The organism is Luteibacter flocculans (genome assembly GCF_023612255.1).
GTDB classification, from domain to species: domain Bacteria; phylum Pseudomonadota; class Gammaproteobacteria; order Xanthomonadales; family Rhodanobacteraceae; genus Luteibacter; species Luteibacter flocculans.
Genome location: NZ_CP063231.1, coordinates 3,799,541 through 3,819,276, shown reverse-complemented (window position 1 = coordinate 3,819,276; position 19,736 = coordinate 3,799,541). Strand labels below are relative to the sequence as shown.

18 protein-coding genes and 1 tRNA gene are annotated in these 19,736 nt (G+C 62.5%); 14 read left to right on the top strand and 5 right to left on the bottom strand.

Annotated elements, in window-relative coordinates; translation table 11 throughout:
• Positions 1–92 precede the first annotated feature (92 nt).
• Positions 93–923 (top strand): DUF2884 family protein, encoded by an 831-nt coding sequence (locus IM816_RS16645; RefSeq protein WP_250338935.1) that lies wholly within the window; start codon positions 93–95, stop codon positions 921–923.
• Between the two features lie 15 nt (positions 924–938).
• Here IM816_RS16645 and IM816_RS16640 read toward each other — a convergent pair whose 3' ends face one another.
• Together IM816_RS16640 and IM816_RS16635 are read right to left on the bottom strand one after the other, a co-directional pair.
• Positions 939–1,970 carry an aldo/keto reductase gene (locus IM816_RS16640; protein WP_250338934.1) on the bottom strand — a complete coding sequence of 344 codons (1,032 nt, stop codon included), beginning with the start codon at positions 1,968–1,970 and terminating at the stop codon, positions 939–941.
• A gap of 35 nt (positions 1,971–2,005) precedes the next feature.
• The gene (locus tag IM816_RS16635; RefSeq protein ID WP_250338933.1) at positions 2,006–2,413 is read right to left on the bottom strand and encodes a VOC family protein; all 408 of its coding nucleotides are present in this window, start codon (positions 2,411–2,413) and stop codon (positions 2,006–2,008) included.
• 366 nt (positions 2,414–2,779) lie between these two features.
• Between IM816_RS16635 and IM816_RS16630 the strand changes: the two genes are divergently transcribed.
• From IM816_RS16630 to IM816_RS16615, 4 genes are read left to right on the top strand one after another with little or no spacing between them, the layout of a single operon-like run.
• Positions 2,780–3,376 (top strand): anthranilate synthase component II, encoded by a 597-nt coding sequence (locus tag IM816_RS16630; RefSeq protein WP_072323850.1) that lies wholly within the window; start codon positions 2,780–2,782, stop codon positions 3,374–3,376.
• Positions 3,377–3,392: 16 nt separating this feature from the next.
• Positions 3,393–4,424 carry an anthranilate phosphoribosyltransferase gene (trpD, locus tag IM816_RS16625; RefSeq protein ID WP_250338932.1) on the top strand — a complete coding sequence of 344 codons (1,032 nt, stop codon included), beginning with the start codon at positions 3,393–3,395 and terminating at the stop codon, positions 4,422–4,424.
• A 51-nt stretch (positions 4,425–4,475) separates the two neighbouring features.
• Positions 4,476–5,330 (top strand): indole-3-glycerol phosphate synthase TrpC, encoded by an 855-nt coding sequence (gene trpC, locus IM816_RS16620; protein WP_250338931.1) that lies wholly within the window; start codon positions 4,476–4,478, stop codon positions 5,328–5,330.
• Between the two features lie 7 nt (positions 5,331–5,337).
• Complete coding sequence (locus IM816_RS16615) at positions 5,338–6,045, top strand: haloacid dehalogenase-like hydrolase (protein ID WP_072323847.1); 708 nt, start codon at positions 5,338–5,340, stop codon at positions 6,043–6,045.
• A gap of 10 nt (positions 6,046–6,055) precedes the next feature.
• On the opposite strand, the gene IM816_RS16610 is transcribed toward IM816_RS16615, so the two are convergent.
• Positions 6,056–6,811 carry a sulfite exporter TauE/SafE family protein gene (locus IM816_RS16610; RefSeq protein WP_072323846.1) on the bottom strand — a complete coding sequence of 252 codons (756 nt, stop codon included), beginning with the start codon at positions 6,809–6,811 and terminating at the stop codon, positions 6,056–6,058.
• A gap of 142 nt (positions 6,812–6,953) precedes the next feature.
• Here IM816_RS16610 and IM816_RS16605 point away from each other — a divergent pair, with 142 nt between their 5' ends.
• Positions 6,954–7,904 carry a bifunctional helix-turn-helix transcriptional regulator/GNAT family N-acetyltransferase gene (locus IM816_RS16605; RefSeq protein ID WP_250338930.1) on the top strand — a complete coding sequence of 317 codons (951 nt, stop codon included), beginning with the start codon at positions 6,954–6,956 and terminating at the stop codon, positions 7,902–7,904.
• 15 nt (positions 7,905–7,919) lie between these two features.
• Here IM816_RS16605 and crp read toward each other — a convergent pair whose 3' ends face one another.
• Positions 7,920–8,597, bottom strand: coding sequence for a cAMP-activated global transcriptional regulator CRP (gene crp / locus IM816_RS16600; RefSeq protein WP_177257449.1), 678 nt, complete (start codon positions 8,595–8,597; stop codon positions 7,920–7,922).
• A gap of 349 nt (positions 8,598–8,946) precedes the next feature.
• On the opposite strand from crp, the gene speD reads away from it, so the two are divergent.
• Complete coding sequence (gene speD / locus IM816_RS16595; RefSeq protein WP_036109987.1) at positions 8,947–9,732, top strand: adenosylmethionine decarboxylase; 786 nt, start codon at positions 8,947–8,949, stop codon at positions 9,730–9,732.
• 68 nt (positions 9,733–9,800) lie between these two features.
• Positions 9,801–10,487, top strand: coding sequence for an extensin-like domain-containing protein (locus tag IM816_RS16590; protein WP_250338929.1), 687 nt, complete (start codon positions 9,801–9,803; stop codon positions 10,485–10,487).
• A gap of 27 nt (positions 10,488–10,514) precedes the next feature.
• Here IM816_RS16590 and coq7 read toward each other — a convergent pair whose 3' ends face one another.
• Positions 10,515–11,156: a 2-polyprenyl-3-methyl-6-methoxy-1,4-benzoquinone monooxygenase gene (gene coq7, locus IM816_RS16585; protein WP_250338928.1), complete on the bottom strand. Its 642-nt coding sequence runs from the start codon at positions 11,154–11,156 to the stop codon at positions 10,515–10,517.
• A gap of 270 nt (positions 11,157–11,426) precedes the next feature.
• Here coq7 and rplM point away from each other — a divergent pair, with 270 nt between their 5' ends.
• From rplM to IM816_RS16555, 6 genes are all read left to right on the top strand, one after another.
• Complete coding sequence (gene rplM, locus IM816_RS16580; RefSeq protein ID WP_072323841.1) at positions 11,427–11,855, top strand: 50S ribosomal protein L13; 429 nt, start codon at positions 11,427–11,429, stop codon at positions 11,853–11,855.
• A gap of 9 nt (positions 11,856–11,864) precedes the next feature.
• A complete protein-coding gene (gene rpsI, locus IM816_RS16575) occupies positions 11,865–12,257 on the top strand; it encodes a 30S ribosomal protein S9 (RefSeq protein ID WP_072323840.1) in 393 nt (130 codons plus the stop codon).
• A 54-nt stretch (positions 12,258–12,311) separates the two neighbouring features.
• Positions 12,312–12,385 (top strand) — tRNA-Gln (locus IM816_RS16570).
• A 261-nt stretch (positions 12,386–12,646) separates the two neighbouring features.
• The gene (locus IM816_RS16565) at positions 12,647–13,033 is read left to right on the top strand and encodes a hypothetical protein (protein ID WP_250338927.1); all 387 of its coding nucleotides are present in this window, start codon (positions 12,647–12,649) and stop codon (positions 13,031–13,033) included.
• A gap of 288 nt (positions 13,034–13,321) precedes the next feature.
• Complete coding sequence (locus IM816_RS16560; protein ID WP_250338926.1) at positions 13,322–15,925, top strand: AAA family ATPase; 2,604 nt, start codon at positions 13,322–13,324, stop codon at positions 15,923–15,925.
• A gap of 566 nt (positions 15,926–16,491) precedes the next feature.
• A complete protein-coding gene (locus IM816_RS16555; protein WP_250338925.1) occupies positions 16,492–19,722 on the top strand; it encodes an Eco57I restriction-modification methylase domain-containing protein in 3,231 nt (1,076 codons plus the stop codon).
• Positions 19,723–19,736: the final 14 nt, after the last annotated feature.

The window sequence follows — 19,736 nt, the reverse complement described above, 5'->3', positions numbered from 1 at the left end:
GAAACGGCCATGCATTCGTCGCTGGATCGGCTTAAACCCTGGGTCTACGGGCGGCATCCCACCCGTGACAATCGTCCCTGGGGAGAAAGATCATGCGCCACGCGCTCATTGCCGGCACCGCCGCTCTTGCCTTGACCTTCGCCGTGTTACCCGCGCAGGCGAAGAACGCGAGCTTCAGTACCGATAGCTGCAAATACGACTATTCCACGCCCTACGACGTGGACGTGACACCGGCGGGGCTCTCCTTTCATCGCACCGATGGGGTCCCGTCCAAGATATTCGTCCATGATGGTGCGGTGCGTGTAGACGGCAAGGACGTGGCAGTGTCGCGTGGCGATGCCGAGTCGCTGCGCCGTTATGAAGAGGGCGTGCGTCGCCTGGTACCGCAGATCGCGGCTATCGCGCGGGAGGGAACCAGCATCGGTTTCTCGGCCATGACCAGCGTGACCATGGCTTTCGCCGATGGCGACCAGCGTTCGCACCTCCTCGAAAAACTCAAACGTCAGCAGGCCGAAGCGTTGCGCAAGATCGACGAGGGGATCGGCGCGGGCCATTGGTCCGCCGATCGGATGGCCGAGAACGTCGCGGGTTCGGTGTCCGACAGCGTGGGTGAACTGGTGGGCTCGGTGACGTCCAGCGCGGTGACTGCAGCGCTGTCGGGCGATTCGGCGAAGGTGGCCGCACTGGAGGAGAAGGGCCGGTCGTTGGACAAGGCGATGGACCGCGAGATGGACAAACGGTCCAAGGCCCTGGACGAACGCGCCTCCCAGATCTGCCCGCAGTTGGACGCGCTCGCCGAGTTGCAGAAGGGCTGGTCCGTACGGCTGGATGACGGCAAGCCGCTGGAATTGATGACCATCAAGCCCAAGCAACACGACCACGACGAGGACGAACACGCCGAGAAGAAGGTCGCGTCGTCCTGATCGCCCCGGTCGGGTTCACCACGTGGTGGGTTTCGGATTGCGCTCGTCGAAGCCCTTCTGGTGCCAGTAGGGGTAGATGGGCGTGGTCTGGCTGGCGGCGTCCAGGCGGCCGACCTCCTCGCTGGTGAGCGTCCAGCCCACGGCGCCCAGGTTCTGCAGCAATTGGGTTTCATCGCGTGCGCCGATCACCACGTTCGATACCGAGGGGCGGCTGAGCACCCAGTTCAACGCGACCTGGGCGATGGACTTGCCGCGCGCCTGGGCGATCTCGTCGAGCACGTCCACGATGTCGTACAGCTTCTCGTCGTCAACCGGCGGCCCACCCACGGCACCGCCGGAGGCGATCCGGCCCGCATCGGCCGGCTTTCCGCGGCGGATCTTGCCTGTCAGGCGGCCCCAGCCGAGGGCGCTCCAGACCATGGTTCCCACGCCCTGGTCGAGCGCCAGGGGCATGAGTTCCCATTCGTAATCGCGGCCAATCAGCGAGTAATAGCCCTGGTATGCCACGTAGCGCCCCAGTCCGTAGCGCTCCGATACGGCCAGCGATTTCATGAGCTGCCAGCCGGAGAAATTGGAGGCGCCGATATAGCCGATCTTGCCGCTCGAGATGAGGTCATCGAGCGCCCGCAGGGTCTCTTCCACGGGCGTTAGCGCATCGAAGCCATGCATGAAGTACAGATCGATGTGATCCGTCTGCAGGCGACGCAGGCTCGCTTCGCAGGCCCGGACCAGGTGATAGCGTGACGAGCCTTTTTCGTTGGGACCATCGCCCATGGGAAAGGTGGCCTTCGTCGCAATCAATGCATGCTCGCGTCGCCCTTTAAGTGCTTCACCGAGCACCTCTTCGGCAAGCCCGCGCGAATAGATGTCCGCGGTGTCGAACATGGTGAGCCCGTGTTCCAGGCACAGATCGACGATGCGCTTCGCTTCGGCGACCTGGGTGGAACCCCAGCGTTCGAAGAATTCGCCTGCACCACCGAACGTGCCGGTACCGAGACTGAGAGCGGGCACTTTGAGGCCGGAGCGGCCGAGTTGACGATATTCCATGGAGAGCTCCTGACGGGGGAAGGGCGGAGAGTTCTTCAGTGCACGGCTGGCGCGGCGTCGCGCGGTTGGATCAGATCCCAGGCATTGCCATAGAGATCCTCGAACACGACCACTGTGCCGTAGGGTTCGTGGCGTGGCTCTTCGCGAAAGCGAACGCCGTGCGCCAGCATGCGAGCGCGGTCCGCGGCGAAGTCTTCCGTGTGGAGAAAAAGGAACACACGCCCACCGCCCTGCTTGCCGACGTGTGCGCGCTGCTCGTCCGTTACCGCGCGTGCCAAGAGCAGGCACGTACCTCGCGAGCCGTGCGGCGCCACGGTCACCCAGCGCTTGTCGCCGCCTTGCGGCGAGTCTTCCACAAGGTCGAACCCGAGTGCTTCGACGAAGAATCGAATCGCTTCATCGTAGTCGTGGACAAGAAAGGTGATCGCGCCGAGTGAGGGCATGGGGCGTACCGACGGGTTGGGGGCAACAAGCATTACGTCTGTCATTGCTCCAGGCAAGCATGACCCGCGGTGAGAGCAACGCTTGGATTCGCCGGTCAGCCTTATCGATGCCAGGGGCAGATCGACAGTCCATACGCTTCTCAAGCGAGTGAGCCTGCCAAGATAGGGATCACCCCGGCGACCAGCCATCCATGAAGGAGTGCAAGGCCGCGGAAAGCCACCCCGGTCAGCCAGGCGATGTGCCGTACAATGACCGGCCACCCGTCATGCGTGCCGTCCACGGTCGTCCGGCGGGGATATGCATGAGGGTGCGGATCGAAGGCTCCCTCTGCGTCGCGGTAATGAAAACAAACGTTTAGGTTCTCTATGTTGCTCATGATCGACAACTACGACTCGTTCACCTTCAACCTCGTGCAGTACCTGGGCGAGCTGGGGCAAGAGGTCAAGGTGGTGCGGAACGATGCGCTGACCGTCGCGGACATCCGCGCGCTGGCGCCGTCGCGGATCATGATCTCCCCGGGGCCGGGCACGCCGGACGATTCGGGCGTCTCGATCGCGGTTCTCCGCGAGATGGCGGGCGAACTGCCGATCTTCGGCGTCTGCCTCGGGCATCAGGCCATCGGGCAGGTGTTTGGCGGCAAGGTCATCCGCGCGCGCGAGATCATGCACGGCAAGACCTCGCCGGTCCGGCATCTGGGGCAGGGCGTGTTCGCCGGCCTTCCGAATCCGTTCGAGGCCACTCGTTACCACTCGCTGGTGGTGGAGAAGGAGTCCGTGCCGGATTGCCTCGAGGTGACCGCCTGGACGGAACGCGAGGACGGCTCTATCGACGAGATCATGGGCCTGCGCCATCGCACGCTCGACATCGAGGGCGTGCAGTTCCATCCGGAGTCGATCCTGACCCAGCACGGGCACGATCTGCTGCGCAATTTCCTCGGCATGCCGCTGCCGCTCGCTGCGTAACAAGGATCCACGCGCCATGCCGATGACACCCTCCGAGGCGCTCCAGCGTACGATCGAGCATCGCGAGATCTTCCACGACGAGATGATCGAGCTGATGCACCAGATCATGCGCGGCGACGTCAGTCCGCTCATGACGGCCGCGATCCTCACCGGTCTGCGCGTGAAGAAGGAAACGGTGGGCGAGATCACCGGCGCCGCGCGCGTGATGCGCGAGCTGGCCGCCAAGGTCGACGCCGGTCCGCACCCGCATTTTCTCGACATCGTGGGTACCGGCGGCGATGGCGCTTCGTCGTTCAATATTTCCACCGCGTCGATGTTCGTTGCCGCAGCGGCCGGCGCGCGCGTGGCGAAGCACGGCGGTCGCAGTGTGTCGTCGAAGTCCGGCAGTGCCGATGTTCTGGAAGCGCTGGGCGCGCGCATCGATCTCTTGCCTGCGCAGGTCGCGGTCTGCATGGACGAAACGGATATCGGTTTCATGTTCGCGCCGAACCACCATCCGGCGATGAAGGTGGTCTCTCCCGTGCGTCGCGAGATGGGCGTGCGCACGATCTTCAACATCCTGGGTCCGCTGACCAACCCGGCCGGCGCGCCGAACATCCTCATGGGCGTGTTCCATCCGGACCTCGTCGGCATCCAGGTTCGTGTGCTGCAGGCCTTGGGCGCCCGTCACGCGATGGTGGTCTGGGGGCGCGACGGCATGGACGAGATCTCGCTCGGCGCAGCGACCCTGGTGGGCGAACTGCGCGACGGCGCCGTCCACGAATACGAGATCGAGCCGGAGGATTTCGGCCTGGCGATGGCATCGAGCCGTAATCTGCGCGTGGAGGATTCCGCCGAGTCGAAGGCGATGCTTCTGGATGCGATTTCCGGGGTGCAGGGCGTGCCGCACGACATCGTCTGCCTCAATGCTGGCGCGGCGCTCTACACGGCCGATGTCACGCCGACGATACAGGCCGGCATCGAACTCGCACGGGCCACCATCGCCAGCGGGGCGGCCCGTGCGAAGATGGAAGCGTTCGTGGCCGCGACGCAGCGGCTCGGCGCCTGATATCGTCGGGGCATCCCCATGCTCCCGGCCTTACCCTAGGAAACTCTTCCGATGCCTGACATCCTTCATCGCATCCTCGACCGCAAGCTCGAAGAGATTGCCGAGCGCAGCCGCAGGCGTACGCTGGACGATCTCGCTGCGCGAATCGCCGATCTCGAAGATACGCGCGGATTCGTCGCCGCCATCGACGCGCGTCTGCACGACGGCAACCCGGCCGTCATCGCCGAAATCAAGAAGGCCAGCCCGAGTAAGGGCCTGATTCGCGCGGATTTCGATCCCGCCACCATCGCGCGCAGCTACGAGCGGGGCGGAGCCACTTGCCTCTCGGTGCTGACCGACGCCGATTTTTTCCAGGGTCACGAAGACTTCGTGAAGCAGGCGCGCGACGCCTGTTCGCTGCCGATCCTGCGCAAGGATTTCATCATCGACGAGTACCAGGTGTACGAGGCCCGCGTGATCGGCGCCGACTGCATTCTTCTCATCGTGGCGGCGTTCGGCAACAAGGAGCCCGATGGCGACGTCATCTTCGACGAAGAGCGCCTCACGGAACTCTCGCTGCTCGCCGCCGAGCTCGATCTCGATGTGCTGGTCGAAGTGCACAACGAAGAAGAGCTCGAGATCGCCCTGGGTATGCCGGCGCCGCTCATCGGCGTGAACAACCGCAACCTGCGTACGTTCGAGACCTCGCTCGGTACGTCGCTGAAGCTCAAGGATCGCGTCGGTCCGGAAACGGCGATCGTCGCCGAGTCCGGCATCCACACCACCGAAGACGTGCGCAAGCTTCGCGAGGCGGGTATCCACACCTTCCTCGTCGGCGAGGCGTTCATGCGCGCGGCAGACCCCGGCGCGGAGCTGCACAAGCTCTTCGGCGCCCAGACGCCGCACGCGCATCACAGGCATCGGTAAAGGGCACATGGAACAGGGGATCGGCACGGCGGGCGTCGACGACACCGCCGCGGACGGGCGACGCGTCGTCCTGTTCGACTTCGACGGGGTCATCGTCCGTCACCAGACGTTGGAGCTTTTCTTCCGTGAACGGCTCGCGGGCATCGGGCGTTGGCGCCTTCTGATGGCGCTTCCCGTGGTGCCGCTAGTGCCGTTGCTGATCGGCAGCGCTGGCGGCAATCGCTTTCTCGGCCGGCTTTTCCTCCGCGTTGCCACGTTCGGGCGGCGCGAGGCGACCTATCGTCGGCTCGTTACGGCCTTCGGCCGTGCCTACGCGCGTCGCCCGGGCGTGTTCTGCCGCGATGCGGTGGCCGCGTTGCGCAGGCATGTGGACGAGGGCGACCGCGTGATCATCGTGACGGGCAACGACGGCCACCTGGTTGAGGCGATCCTCGACGAGGTCAATCTCCGCGGGTATGAACTCGCGGCGTCGCGCACGCGTGGTGGTCCGTTCGGTGTGCATTTCGTGCAGCACAACGTCGACGGAATGAAAGTGCGCGCGCTGGAGCAAGCGGGCATTCCGCGGCCTTGGGCGATCGCCTACGGTGATTCGCTGTCGGACCTGCCGATGCTGAAGGCAGCGGAGGCAGCGCACCTCGTCAATCCCACGCCGAAGATCGCCAAGAAGGCCAGTAGGCTGTTGGGCGACAAGTTGACGGTGCTGCACTGGTTCTGAGCGATCGGTCCTACGGGCGTAGGCGAAGCAGGTAGGCGCCAAGCTGGTAGAGGCTGATGCCGACGATGAGACAGCCCACGGCGGTCATCACGTAACGCGGCGGCAGGTGCTTCACCAGCCAGGCGGCAACGGGCGCCGCCACGACGCCACCGCTGAGCAGTCCCAGCACGATGGGCCAATGCTGGACTCCCATATGCACGATGAGCGTGGTGGAGATCGCGACGGTGACGACGAACTCGGCCGCGTTGACGGTACCGATGGTCTGGCGCACCGGGCCGCCGCGCGCGAGCAGCGTGGAGGTGGCGATCGGTCCCCACCCGCCGCCGCCGATGGCATCGAGCAGTCCTGCGACGAACCCGAGGATGCCCTTGTGGCGCACGCGGTGGTGCGACACTACCCGGCCTGCCGCGCGCACGAGCACCACCACGCCGAGAATCAGCAGATACGCGTAGACGAAAGGTTTCAGGGCGTCGCCGGGCACGTTGGCTAGAAACCAGGCGCCGAGCACGCCACCCACCACACCCGGAATGGCCAGGCGCCGGAAGGCCTTCCAGTCCACGTTGCCAAACAGCGCGTGGGCGCCGCCGGAGACGCCGGTGGTGAACACCTCGGCCGTGTGGACCGTGGCGCTGGCCACGGCCGGCGGCAGGCCAAGCGCCAGCAACACCGAATTCGAGACGATGCCGTAGGCCATGCCCAGCGCGCCGTCGACGAGCTGCGCAAGCAGCCCGACGCCCGCGAATATGAGGAATTGGGTCCAATCCACGCTGTGTCTCCTTCTGGTCCACGGTGACCATATATGACGCCCGTGCTTTCCTACATGAAGACAGGATTCATGCCTTATAGCGCTTGCGTGCGACAACCTGCCGCCCTAAGTTCAGTGTCTCCACGTCCCCACGGGATCCCCGATGTACCTCTCATCCCTGCGCGAGCTGGCGCTCGGCAGCCGCCTCAAGGCCCTGAGCGACCACTTCTATCAGGCCGTCGACGAGGTCTACCGCGCGTGCGGCGCCGGTATCGAGTCGCGTTGGTTTCCGGTGCTGCGCTACCTGCGCGACGTGGGGCCCACGACCGTCACCGACATGGCGCTCGCGATCGGCCAGACCCACTCGGCGGTGAGCCAGTTGGCCGACCGGCTGGTGGACGCCGGCATGGTGGTGCGCCAGCGCGATCCGCACGACGGCCGACGTAGTGTGCTGGCCCTGACCGAAGCGGGCGACCGCGCCTTGGGGACGCTCGGGCCGGTATGGCTCGCGATTCGCCGCGGCATGGCGGAATCCCTCGGTCCGAAGGGGGCGGCGCTGCTCGATGCCATCGACGGCTGCGAACAAGCGCTGGCCGAGCGGCCCCTGGTGCCCGCCATTCTCCGGCAGCGCGAGGCGCTGGCGAGCGTGCATGTGGACATCGTGCCGTTCGAGCCCGCGCTGAGCGAGCATTTCCGTCGGTTGAACCAGCAGTGGCTCGAACGTCATTTCCGGGTGGAGGAGGTGGACAGGGCGCTGTTTGCGGATCCGCAGGGAACCATCATTGCCCCCGGTGGGGCGATCTTCTTTGCGCGCTATGCCGACGAGATCGTCGGCACCTGCGCCCTCATCCACGAGGGGGAGGGCGTATACGAGCTGTCCAAGATGGGCGTGGACGAGAATTACCGCGGTCTCGGCGCGGGTCGCAAGTTGCTGGACGCGGCCATTGCGGAGTACCGCGCCCGTGGCGGGCGGGAGCTTTTCCTCGAATCCAACAGCCGGCTGCGTCGTGCCTTGGCCATGTACGAGCGCGCCGGATTCGTGCGCCAGCCGCAGGTCCGGCCCGGGTCGCACTACCAGCGTGCCGACGTCTACATGGTGTTCCGGGGCGCCTGACGCCCCGGAGTCAGCTCAGCGGGTGCCGCGCACCACGATGGTCTTGCCGGAGACGTCGATCATGCGCTCTTCCTCCAACTGCTTGAGCACGCGGCCGACCATTTCGCGCGAGCAGCCCACGATCCGGCTCACTTCCTGGCGGGAAATGCGGATCTGCGTACCGTCCGGGTGGGTCATGGCGTCCGGTTCCTGGCAGAGATCGAGCAGGGTGCGCGAGACCCGGTTCGTCACGTCCATGAACGCCATGCGGCTGACCTGCCGCGAGGTACGCAGGAGTCGATGGGTGAGTTGCGACCCGATAGCGAAGAGCAGCTTGGGGCACTCGGCTGCGAGCGGGCCTTCCAGCAGCTGGAAAAGACGCTCGTAGCTGATTTCCGCCATTTCGACCGCCGTGCGCGTGCGCACCAGCGATTCGCGCTGGGCCTGCTCCACGAAAAGCCCCATTTCGCCGATGAACTGGCCCCGGTTGATGTAGGCCAGGATCAGCTCACGTCCCTCTTCGTCCTCCGTGCAGACGGCCAGTGAGCCCTCGACCACGTAATAGAGCGTATTGGCCGGGTCGCCCGGCCGGATGATCGCCGTCTTCCCCGGATAGCGACGGCGGTGGCAGGCATCGAGGAAGCGGCCCATCGAGGCCGGGTCCGGTGCGAAGCTCGACGGAGCCTGGGACCGTTCGAATGCCTGTTGCAACATGTATTTAAGTTGAGCCACAGCAGATTCCGTTGAGCCTCAATGGCATGGCTTCCCCTTCAGCGCCGGCCGACGGATTTCCGTCAGGCGTCACCGACTCGCCATGTCTCCGGGGGATTATTGCAGACATCCGGGCGCCAAAATCCACCACTTTGGGCGAGCCGGACGCGGCGTGTTCAAATCCTCGCCATCTTGCCTCATAATTTCACCCCCTCGGCGTCCAGACCCCCTGTCTCACGCCGTACACAAACGCCGGGCAGACTGTTCCGCCCGTCGTTTTCATCGTTGCGGGGACCCTTGCTGCTAACCCGTGTCTGCTGCTGGCCGTATCCCCCGGCCTCGGAGAGTCGCTGTGGTCAAACCGCTTCCCCGCCTTCGCCTGCAGGGTTTCAACAACCTCACCAAGGCGCTGAGCTTCAACATCTACGACATCTGCTATGCCGTTTCCGAACAGCAGCGGCAGAACTACATCGAATACATCGACGAGCAGTACGATGCCGACCGCCTGACGCAGATCCTCACGGACGTGGCGGAGATCATCGGTGCGAACATCCTGAATATCGCTCGTCAGGACTACGACCCGCAGGGTGCCTCGGTCACCATCCTCATTTCCGAGGAACCGGTGGTCGAGAAGCTCGGCCGCGACACCATTTCCGGTGCCGTCGTCGCGCACATGGATAAGAGCCACATCACGGTCCACACGTATCCGGAAACGCATCCGCATAACGGTATCGCGACCTTCCGTGCGGACATCGACGTGGCCACCTGCGGCGTGATCTCGCCGCTGAAGGCACTGAACTACCTGATCGACAGCTTCGAGTCGGACATCGTCATTGCCGATTACCGCGTGCGTGGCTTCACGCGTGACGTGAAGGGCAAGAAGCACTTCATCGATCACAAGATCAATTCGGTGCAGGACTACCTGGCAAAGCACATCCGCCAGAAGTACGAAATGTTCGACGTGAACGTGTATCAGGAAAACATCTTCCATACGAAGATGCACATCAAGGACTTCGACCTCGACACCTATCTGTTCGAGGCGCAGGCCGACGATCTCTCCTTCAAGGAGCGCCAGCGGATCGAATCGCTGCTCCGCCGGGAGATCGAGGAACTCTTCCACGGCCGCAATCTGATGTGACTTGAAGCCCCGCGAAAGCGGGGCTTCTTCTTTTGGTGTCTTCACGTTCCGCCCGCTAGCGTGCCTGCATGCGCGCGTTGCTGCTGTTCTGTCTACTCGTTGCCCTCTGCGCCCTGGTCTGGAGCCGGGGCTGGCGGCCGCCGGATCGCTATAACCCGTGGGCGCCGCTCGATCTCGCCGCCGAGCCGGACATGTTCCTACGTTTCAAGCTGGCCCGGCTGAGCGGCGATCCCGCTCAGTGTCGCGCGGCGCTTCGCGATGGCGGCGCGGTCTTTGCGCCGTTGCCGGACCGCGAAGACGGCAACGGCTGCGGATGGAACGATGCGGTGCGCCTGTCCGCAATCGGGACGGCTCGTTTTGCTTCACCGGTGACGTTGACCTGCCCATTGGCCGCGTCGATGGTGTTGTTTCATCGGCATGTGCTGCAACCGGAGGCTGAAGCCGCATTCGGTTCGTCGGTGCGAGGTGTCGACCACGTAGGCAGCTATGCCTGCCGTAACGTCTACCATCGCGACCAGGCGCCGATCAGCAGGCATGCGCGGGCGGATGCCATGGATGTCACCGGTTGGCGGCTTGCCGATGGTCGTCATGTAACGGTGGAGAAGGGCTGGACCGACCCACGTGAGTCGGGCTTTCTGCATGCCTTGCAAGGCGAAGGTTGCCGCTACTTCGGTGCGTTTCTCGGGCCCGATTACAACGACGCGCATCGCACGCATTTTCATCTGCAGGGACGTGGCTATGGCTTCTGCCGCTAGGGAAAGGCGTCCGTCTCGAAGTCTCGACTAGATGCGGTAGGCGACCGTCTTCATTACGGCCGACGCCGCCTTCATCAGCCGAGGAATCGGCCACGGCAGGTCGATACCGCCGCGTGCCTGGGCCGCGACGGCGTGGCGTACTTCGTCCGCCTGCATTTGCTTGAGAATGGCGCGGGAGCGATCGTCCTGCGGCGGCAGGCGCTCGATGTGATCCGCCAGATGCGCTTCCACCTGGCGCTCGGTTTCCACCACAAAACCCAGGCTGATCGGATCGCCCACCGCGGCGGCGGCCACGCCAATGGCATAGCTGCCGGCATACCAGAGGGGATTCAGCAGGCTGGGGCGGCTATCGAGCTGCTTGAGGCGCTCGGCGCACCAGGCCAGGTGGTCGGTTTCTTCCTGCGCCGCATGCATCAGGTGCTGCCGGGTCTCCTCGGTGCGGGCGAGCGCGGCCTGGCCCACATAGAGCGCCTGCGCGCAGACTTCGCCGACATGGTTGATCCGCATCAGGCCGGCGGCGTGGCGACGCTCGGCATCGCTGAGCGGCGCGTCCGGCACCTCGTCTCCCGGCGACTTCCGCATGGCTTCGGGCGACCCTGCGACGGCCTCCATGGCCCGTTCCAGGCCGGCGAGCAGACGATCGAAGGGGCTGAGAGTGCGTACGGACATGACATGACTCCAGACGGACGGGGATGACACACGTTACAATGTCCTCCGCCCAACCCGGGATGAAGGCGCTGCGGTCGCTTGTCGCGGTAAATGGCCTACGGTTTGGGCAGGCTTGTGAAGAGGCCCTCACGTCATGCTATGATTGTCGGCCCAAAGCTCACCAGCAATGTGGGCTTGCGCGATGAGGGAAAAGTTCGCTATTCTCTCGCGCCTTTGCTTTCACCGATTCCGTGTTCCGCCTACCAAGGCGGCAAACCAGGTATTTTCGAAATGAAAACGTTCAGCGCCAAGCCGGAGAGCGTCAAGCGCGATTGGTTCGTGATCGACGCCACGAACAAGACCCTGGGTCGCCTGTCGACCGAGGTCGCGCGCCGTCTCCGCGGCAAGCACAAGCCCGAGTTCACCCCGCACGTGGATACCGGCGATTACATCGTCGTGATCAACGCCGAGAAGGTGGCTGTCACCGGTGCGAAGCTGGACGACAAGATGTACCACCGCTTCACCGGCTACGTCGGCAACCTGAAGACCACGAGTCTCAAGGATCTGCTGGCCACGCACCCGGAGCGCGTGATCGAGATCGCCGTCAAGGGCATGCTGCCGAAGAACCCGCTGGGTCGCGCCATGTACCGCAAGCTCAAGGTGTACGGCGGCGCCGAGCACCCGCATACCGCACAGCAGCCGCAGGCGCTGGAAATCTAAGGAATCGACATGGCTACCCAGCAGAATTACGGTACCGGCCGCCGCAAGACCTCCGCCGCCCGCGTGTTCCTCCGCAAGGGCACCGGTGGCATCGTCGTCAACGGCAAGCCGCTCGACCAGTTCTTCGGTCGCGAAACCTCTCGCATGATCGTTCGTCAGCCGCTTGAGCTGACCGACAACACCGAGAAGTTCGATATCATGGTGACGGTCGCCGGTGGCGGCATCACGGGTCAGGCCGGCGCCATTCGCCTCGGCATCGCCCGCGCCCTCGTCGAGTACGACGAAGCGCTCAAGTCGCCGCTGCGCAAGGCTGGTTTCATGACCCGCGACGCTCGTGAAGTCGAGCGTAAGAAGGTCGGTCTCCACAAGGCCCGTCGCGCTACGCAGTTCTCGAAGCGCTAATCTCGCGCTTCAGTTCGGTGCTTCAAGGTCAGAGCGCACCGAACCCAGGTTTATTGGGAGATCGTCTAACGGTAGGACAACGGACTCTGACTCCGTTTATCTAGGTTCGAATCCTAGTCTCCCAGCCAAACTGGCAAAAGGCCCCGCGAAAGCGGGGCCTTTTGCTTTTCAGGATCCAGGCTTGGTCAAACTGCTTGGTCGGCACATGCGTATGGGCGAGGTCCCTGGCGCCCGACTGACAGAAACGGTTCATCCCAAAGTGGTTCTGCGCTCGCACCCGACGCGCCGCTGGTCTCACGCTTCCAGGCTTTGGTGCCTCGTACCTATGAGGCGGATTAGGCAACGCGGTTGGGTCGCCTAATCCGCTTGGTCCGCGTGCTCAGCGCGCCATGGCGTTTCTGCGCGGCCTGGCCGAGCGATTGGTCGAGAGTGAACACAGCGCCGGCCACGCCCGCATCGTCAAGTTGGATGCCCAATACGAACTGGATCAGGCCCGGCGCGCCCGCACCAAGGCCAGCGGGAAGGTGGATGCGTGGGCCGCGGCTCACCCGATCCGTATGCGCGCGAACCGGCTATCTGGCCGTCAGCCACGAGCATGGAGGGATCTGTCTCATGACGTGGCCTTCTGGCGGCGCGCGGTCGCGGACGTCAAGAGGATCATGGAGGTTCAGGAAGGGGCCGCCGCTCAGGCCACCTCCGACGCCGAACGAGTGGCACAAACGCCATCGTCGTGCGGCAGGTCGCATGGAGATCGCCATCCACACGTTTACGCGTGAGGGGCCAGACTTGGTGCCACCCCTGCTGGCGGCTATGAACGAGGAGGAGCGCCACGTGATTGAGCCGATGCTGACGGGCGCTTGGGGTGAGACCACTATCGCGCCTCCGGTGGTGGAACCGGTGCTGACCTACCGGCCGCCAGGGCTGCGGCCGAGACCGTAGAGGCATCCGAATATGCGTATACCTTTTCCCATGGACGGCAGCGCGCCTGAATGAACGCGGCGTATTCTCCCTTCCGCTGGTCGCGGCGAAGGGTCACGGCGGCAGGAAGCCATCAGGGGGCTACGATGACGATATTGGACGAGGTTCGCCGGTGGGCGCAGGGTCTGCCCGACTGGCAGCGCGAGGCAGCTGCTCGCCTAGATGAAAAGGTTTCCTTGGAAGAAGCCGACGACAAAGACCTGTATGCCATCCTGAAAGCGGCTCGTGGCATCGAAGATCCACAGGCCCGGGAGCCTCGACCCCGAGTGGCCGAACCGGCGAACATTCGAGAAAATCCAGGAGAGCCGGTTACCCTGCTTGCGGTTACGGAAGTGCGTCATGTCAACGCTCTCGCCACCAAGGGCGCGCTGACCTTTTCACCCACCGGACTTACCGTGATTTATGGGGCAAACGGTTCCGGTAAGTCGGGCTACGCTCGGATACTGAAGCAGGTTTGTTTCGCCCGCGACAAGCGGGAAAAGGTGTTGCCCAACACCAATCTTCCGGCCGATCAGGTGGGAACCCCGAGCGCGGACCTGATGGGTTCAATCGGTGGTGTAGACACACCGGTGACCTGGGTCAACAACGAACCATCAGCGACGATCTTGGATCGCGTTGCGGTGTTTGATCACACCTGCGCCCGGGCCTTTTTGGATAACGAAGGGAGCTTCGCCTACGCGCCCGCTGGATTGGACATCCTGGCGGATCTTGGTGCGGTCTGCGTGCGGATGCGGGCTCGCCTTCAAAAAGACATTGAGGACGCGGCGCCCAACGTTCTTCCACTGAGAGATCTAGCGAGTCGAACAACGACCGTTGCCGGGAAGATTGCTGCTGCCGTGCCGGCAGGGGTGTCCGAAGCGCAGGTCATCGAAGCAGCTGGCCTGAGTAAAGAGCAGGCCGAGCGACTTGAAACCGTGATCCGCGCGATCGCCGCGCCCGACCCTGCTGCGCAGGCAGCGGCCTTTCGTCATCAGGCCCTTCGTATCGGTGCGATCAGTTCCGCAATCACCTCCGCCCTTGAAAGGGTCAGCGATGAGAAGGTGAATCACCTGAAGGGTCTGATCGCCGCTTCGAATGAGGCCAAAGCAGCCGCTGAGTTCGCCGCCAAGGCGTTCCATGAGAAGCCAGGTCAGCTGCCCCAGACTGGGAGCGAGCCTTGGCGGATGATGTTCGAAGCGGCCCGGACGTTCGCCGTCACGTCAGAGCCGGTGAAGGCGTTCCCCCATTTACACATCGGTGATGCCTGCCCTCTTTGCCAGCAAGCGCTGGATGAGCCCGCGGTGGCTCGCTTGGCCGAGTTCGAAACCTTCATCACCGGCAAAATTCAAACGGCGGCCGATGCGGCCAGGGAAACCGCTGCCGTTGCGTTCAGGCAGGTGCGCGAGGCCAATGTAGACCTCGGGCTTTCTCCTGCTGCTCTCGCGGAACTCAACGGCTTCTCCGAAGAACTTGCCGGCCAATGCGAAACATTCCAGCAATCATTGAGGGACCGGCTTGCCGCCATTCTAAAGGCCGCGGGCAAAGGCACCTGGGACGCAATCCCAGGCGTGGTGCCGGATCCCGGGGGCAACCTCAACTGGATTGTGGACGACCTCAAGAGCCGCGCGGCCGCCATGGAGGCCGCTGCAGACGAAGCGTTGAAGAAGAAACTGGTCGCCGAGCGTGATGAGCTAGAGGCGCGGCGGCTTTTGGGCGACCTGAAAGCCGTAGCAATCAAGGCCATCGAACAACATGCTCACCGCGAAAAGCTCCGTGCGTGCCTCCCGGACGTGGTCACCACCCACATCACGCGAAAGTCTACGGAGCTGACTAACAACATGGCGACACAGCTTCTGATGGATGCGTTGAACGAGGAGCTTTCCCAACTCAACATCGCAAACCTGCGGGTGGCGATGAAGGCCGAGGGGGAGCGGGGCAGGGCATCGTTCAAGTTGGTGCTGGAGCGGCCAGGGAAGATGCCGGCCAGTGATGTGCTCAGCGAGGGAGAGCAGCGCGCCGTTGCGATCGCCTCATTCCTGACTGAGCGCCGTCTCTCCGGTGATGGCAGCGGGGTGATCTTCGACGACCCCGTTTGCTCTATGGATCACCGCCATCGTCAGCGTGTTGCGCGACGCTTGGCGAAGGAAGCTGCCGCCCGGCAAGTCATCGTATTTACCCATGACATGTTCTTTCTTTTTGCGCTGATGGATGAGGCTGAGAATCTGGAAGTTAAAATTGCGCCTCGCACCCTCTCCCAGACACAGGACGGATTTGGAGTCACCACCGATGAGCTGCCTTTTGATGGGTCCACCACGAAGGCCCGCGTGGGTTGGCTCAAAAGCGAGCAGGTCGCATGTGAAAAACTAAACCGCTTGGGCGAGCAGGCCGCCTACGATAAGCGCGCTCGTGACCTCTACACCAAGCTCAGGGAAGCATGGGAGGGATGCGTCGAAGAGATGTTGCTAAACGGCACGGTGGAGCGATTCCGTAAGTCGGTGGAAACCAACAGGCTAAAGGCCGTTGAGATCACCGATCCCGATGTCGAAAAGGTTGTTGAGAACATGAGCCGATGTTCGAACTACGCCCACAATGTGGCGCGGAGGGCGGATGTCGAAATACCAACGCCCGAAGAGATCATGGCCGACATCCAAGCGCTGGAGGACTGGCGCGTCGAGTTGGATGCCCGTAGAAAAAAGACCAAGCGAGCTTGAAGGTCGCGCTTCCGGATGTCGTATTTGGGTCACCCGCTTGAGCAATCCTCATCTACGATCATCCATACCTATACCGTGCCGATGCAATCCAGCACGGGCTGTTGTTGTTGGAGCCTGGTATAAAGCGTGGCTGTATGATCGGCCTGCCAAAACGCCGAAGTCGAAGCGCAAACCCATCTCCGTTCACCGAGAGTAGCATCGGGTGGTGGCCCAGTTGCTCTGGGAACTGCGGCTGGCGGCCGGCGTAGCCAAAGCGCAAGCCGCCGCGGGAGTGGGCATCACCTAGGCCGAGATCTCTGAATGGAAAGCGGTGCCAGGGGACCGGACTGCTGGTGGTTCGAGATCTGGTGAACTCGCACGGGCGGACGGGTCTGCTGTGATCGGCGAGCTGTACCGCCGGATTACTGCCGGTCTGACTCCGGCCACGGCCCTGTTGAGACCGAAAACAGAGCAGTAGCAACGGGCTGGCCCTCTCAGTGGCTGTTCGTTCGCGCCATGTCTAGCGGCTTGGAAGAGCTTCAGATTTTAAGGTAAAAAAGGAGGTTAACTCCTGGGAAAGAGAAGTCATGGCTGAAAGGCCCAAACAAGAAGAGCGCGGAAGCGCCCAGTCCCACGAACAGCTGATTCTGGAGGCTTATAGGTCCATTGACCATAAGCGGCGACGCCCATGGCGCGGGGAGGAAGAGGTCCGTACGGCGTGGATGGCGGCTTTGGAAGCGGCCACGAGGTTGGACTTCGACGCGGAGCGCTCGAAGCAGGACCTGAGCTACAACAATGTCATCATTGAGTTCAAAGCGCCTGACCTTTTTAAAGGGAAGAAAGGCGCAAAGTTCAAAGAAGCCGTCAACGATCGGTTGCTCCCTTACATCCAAAGGGCAGCGAAGCGTCTTGCCATTCCTGAGGCCGACTTCATCGGGATTGCCATAGATGGAGAGCACCTCTGCTTTGCGCAAGTCGTCGGCGGCACCATTCAAACAGGCCATCTTCTGCCGTTCTCTGCTCAGGCAGTGGGATTGGTCGTTGATGCATGTCAAAACAGCATCCGTCGGGCGGTGTCGTCTGAAAACCTGATCAAAGACTTTGGCCACACATCGGAAGTCGCCACGGGCGTGATGCAGGTGCTATCTGATGCACTGGGAAAGGCTCTGGGATCTGAGGATCGGTCAAAGATCCGGATGCTGTTCGAGGAGTGGGCCACTCTATATGGGCAGGTCGCGGACATGTCCGCAGATCAAGTCGCCAATATTGATAAGGCGCTGCGCTTCAAGTGGCACGGACCTCGCCGCCGATCAATGGCGGGCAGGCTCTTTGTCATCCACACTTACAACTCCCTCCTCATCAAGCTGCTGGCCGCAGAAATCGTGGCGGCACATGGCTTGACTACCAGCGTGGCGCCCGCGGAGGCGATGTGCGCGCTGTTGAAACCGTTAGAGTTGATCAAGGCGCTGGATGATCAGATCGAGCGGGGAGAGCTTTTCTCGGGGTCGGGCATTCACGGCTTCGTGGAAGAGGCCATTTTTAGTTGGCACCTCGATGTCGCACGCTCGGCTGAGTACCAGAAGCCGATGGTGTCCGCATTGAAGGAGTTGCTAGGCAAGCTTGCGCTGTATCGAACTGACGCGCTCGACAGACAGCGGGATACCCTGCGTGATTTCTATCAAGACCTAGTGCCCGAAACGCTCCGCAAGATACTGGGAGAGTTCTACACACCGGACTGGTTGGTGGACTTCACCGTGTCCGAGGCCGCAAAAGGAAAGATCGTTGGCAAGCGGTTTTTGGACCCGACCTGTGGCTCTGGATCATTCTTAATCGAGGTCATACGACGCAAGCGCAAAGAAGGGGCCAAAGCAGCCTTGCCGCCAGGGAAGATGCTGGACACGTTGTGCAAGGAGGTCTGGGGGTTCGATTTGAACCCGCTGGCTGTGCAGACCGCACGCGTCAACTTTCTCATGGCGATCGCAGACCTGTTGGCGGCGACCAAAGGTAAGGATATCGAACTGCCAGTGCTTTTGGCCGACGCCATCTATTCGCCTGCCCCCGACCCTTCGGGGGGTAGTGAGGTAGTTGAATACAAGATTGGCAGTCTTGAAGCCCGTTTGAAAATCTTGCTGCCGGCTGAGTTGGCATTCGATCGGGTACGCCTGGATGCGGTCTTCGAGCGGATGGGGGAGCATGTTGAACGCAACCATGAGTTCGACGTTACGAAGCGCTGCTTGGTCAAGGCTGGGGCCCTTTCTAAGGATGAGGCTGAAAACTGGGATGCCCCGTTGCGGGACACGTATGACCAGGTCCTGAGGCTGCATCGCAAGAACTGGAATGGCATCTGGTTCCGCATCGTCCGGAACTTCTTCTGGTCTGCGACCGCTGGGAAGTTTGACGTCATCGTCGGCAACCCACCGTGGGTGAGGTGGTCCCGATTGCCAGAGGCCTATCGGGAGCGGGTCAAGCCGACCTGCGAGCAATACGACATCTTCTCCAAGACGAAGCACCACGGCGGAAATGAGCTGGACATCTCCGCCATGATTACCTACACCACAGGTGACAAGTGGTTGAAGGATGGCGGCCACTTGGCCTTCGTCATCACCCAGGCGGTGTTCCAGAACCCATCATCTTCGGGTTTTCGTAACTTTCGGATCAATGAAAACAGCAACCTTGTCCCGCTCCGAGTGGCTGATCTCAAAGCGCTTAAACCCTTTCCGGATGCGGCCAACAAGACTGCGGTTGCAGTCTTCAAAAAGACCCGTGAGGCACCCAAATACCCCGTGGACTACACCGTTTGGCGGCCCTCACATGGCGCGACTCGGACCATTGCCCCTCAGCTGATGCTTGGGGAGGTCATGGATCGGGTGGAGTGTGAGGCCATGGAGGCCAACCCCGTTTCGGGAATCGGGTCGCCTTGGGCCATTTTGTCGCCGGGTCGTTTTCGACACCTTTTCCCCATGTCTGTGGTTGAAGGAGAGCCATGGGTTGAGGGTCGAAAGGGCATCACCGCTGACCTCAACGGTGTCTATTTCGTGCGGGTGTTGGACCGTAACGGCGACGAGAAAACGGTAAAGGTCCAGTCTCGTCCTGAGGCTGGAAAGAAAGACATTGGTCCCGCCCAAACGCGCTTCATCGAGACGGACTGGTTGTTCCCCTTGATCAAGGGAGCGTCTGATTTCGAGGCCTGCTACCTGAAACCGGATGATCTCTTCACGATTGTCCCCAACAAGGGGATCAGGCGGGCAGATTACGAAACGGCGGAGGAGCAGTGGCGCCAGTTGCCCAAAACCCGGAAATACCTCAGCCATTTCACCGAGCTTTTGGAAGATCGGTCCACCTATAAAGGACGGATGACTGCCTCGGGGGCACCGTTTTACGCGATCTACAACGTCGGCAAGTTCACGTTTAAGCCATGGAAGGTGATCTGGGCGGAGATGTCTGGCCGGTTCAGTGCGGCTGTGGCAGGTCGCGCCAAGGTGCCGTTCCAAGGGCTGCGCCCATACGTGCCTGACCACAAAATCTTCTTTGTGGCTCTCGACGATAAGGCTGAGGCCCACTACCTGTGCGGCATCCTCAACTCCGCAGCTGTGGCCGAATATGTGGAGAGCCACAACGTGGCCATCCAGATCGGGGACATCTTCAAGCACATGCGGTTGCCCAAGTTTGACCCGAAGGCCAAACGTCACCGGATGCTTGCCGAACGTGTCGAAGAGGCCCATGCCGAGCATGACGCCGGCCGCCGGCAGGTCATCGTCCAGAGCGCTAGGAAACTGGCAGACCAGCTGATGGATGAGTGGCTGGCCAGTTTTTCTTGAATGGTCGGCTGGCG

Bases quoted from the DNA above. Each gene is read 5' to 3' on its own strand.
- IM816_RS16645 (WP_250338935.1), top strand. From the start codon at position 93: ATGCGCCACGCGCTCATTGCCGGCACCGCCGCTCTTGCCTTGACCTTC.
- IM816_RS16640 (WP_250338934.1), bottom strand. From the start codon at position 1,970: ATGGAATATCGTCAACTCGGCCGCTCCGGCCTCAAAGTGCCCGCTCTC.
- IM816_RS16635 (WP_250338933.1), bottom strand. From the start codon at position 2,413: ATGCCCTCACTCGGCGCGATCACCTTTCTTGTCCACGACTACGATGAA.
- IM816_RS16630 (WP_072323850.1), top strand. From the start codon at position 2,780: ATGTTGCTCATGATCGACAACTACGACTCGTTCACCTTCAACCTCGTG.
- trpD (WP_250338932.1), top strand. From the start codon at position 3,393: ATGCCGATGACACCCTCCGAGGCGCTCCAGCGTACGATCGAGCATCGC.
- trpC (WP_250338931.1), top strand. From the start codon at position 4,476: ATGCCTGACATCCTTCATCGCATCCTCGACCGCAAGCTCGAAGAGATT.
- IM816_RS16615 (WP_072323847.1), top strand. From the start codon at position 5,338: ATGGAACAGGGGATCGGCACGGCGGGCGTCGACGACACCGCCGCGGAC.
- IM816_RS16605 (WP_250338930.1), top strand. From the start codon at position 6,954: ATGTACCTCTCATCCCTGCGCGAGCTGGCGCTCGGCAGCCGCCTCAAG.
- crp (WP_177257449.1), bottom strand. From the start codon at position 8,597: ATGTTGCAACAGGCATTCGAACGGTCCCAGGCTCCGTCGAGCTTCGCA.
- IM816_RS16590 (WP_250338929.1), top strand. From the start codon at position 9,801: ATGCGCGCGTTGCTGCTGTTCTGTCTACTCGTTGCCCTCTGCGCCCTG.
- coq7 (WP_250338928.1), bottom strand. From the start codon at position 11,156: ATGTCCGTACGCACTCTCAGCCCCTTCGATCGTCTGCTCGCCGGCCTG.
- rplM (WP_072323841.1), top strand. From the start codon at position 11,427: ATGAAAACGTTCAGCGCCAAGCCGGAGAGCGTCAAGCGCGATTGGTTC.
- rpsI (WP_072323840.1), top strand. From the start codon at position 11,865: ATGGCTACCCAGCAGAATTACGGTACCGGCCGCCGCAAGACCTCCGCC.
- IM816_RS16565 (WP_250338927.1), top strand. From the start codon at position 12,647: ATGGCGTTTCTGCGCGGCCTGGCCGAGCGATTGGTCGAGAGTGAACAC.
- IM816_RS16560 (WP_250338926.1), top strand. From the start codon at position 13,322: ATGACGATATTGGACGAGGTTCGCCGGTGGGCGCAGGGTCTGCCCGAC.
- IM816_RS16555 (WP_250338925.1), top strand. From the start codon at position 16,492: ATGGCTGAAAGGCCCAAACAAGAAGAGCGCGGAAGCGCCCAGTCCCAC.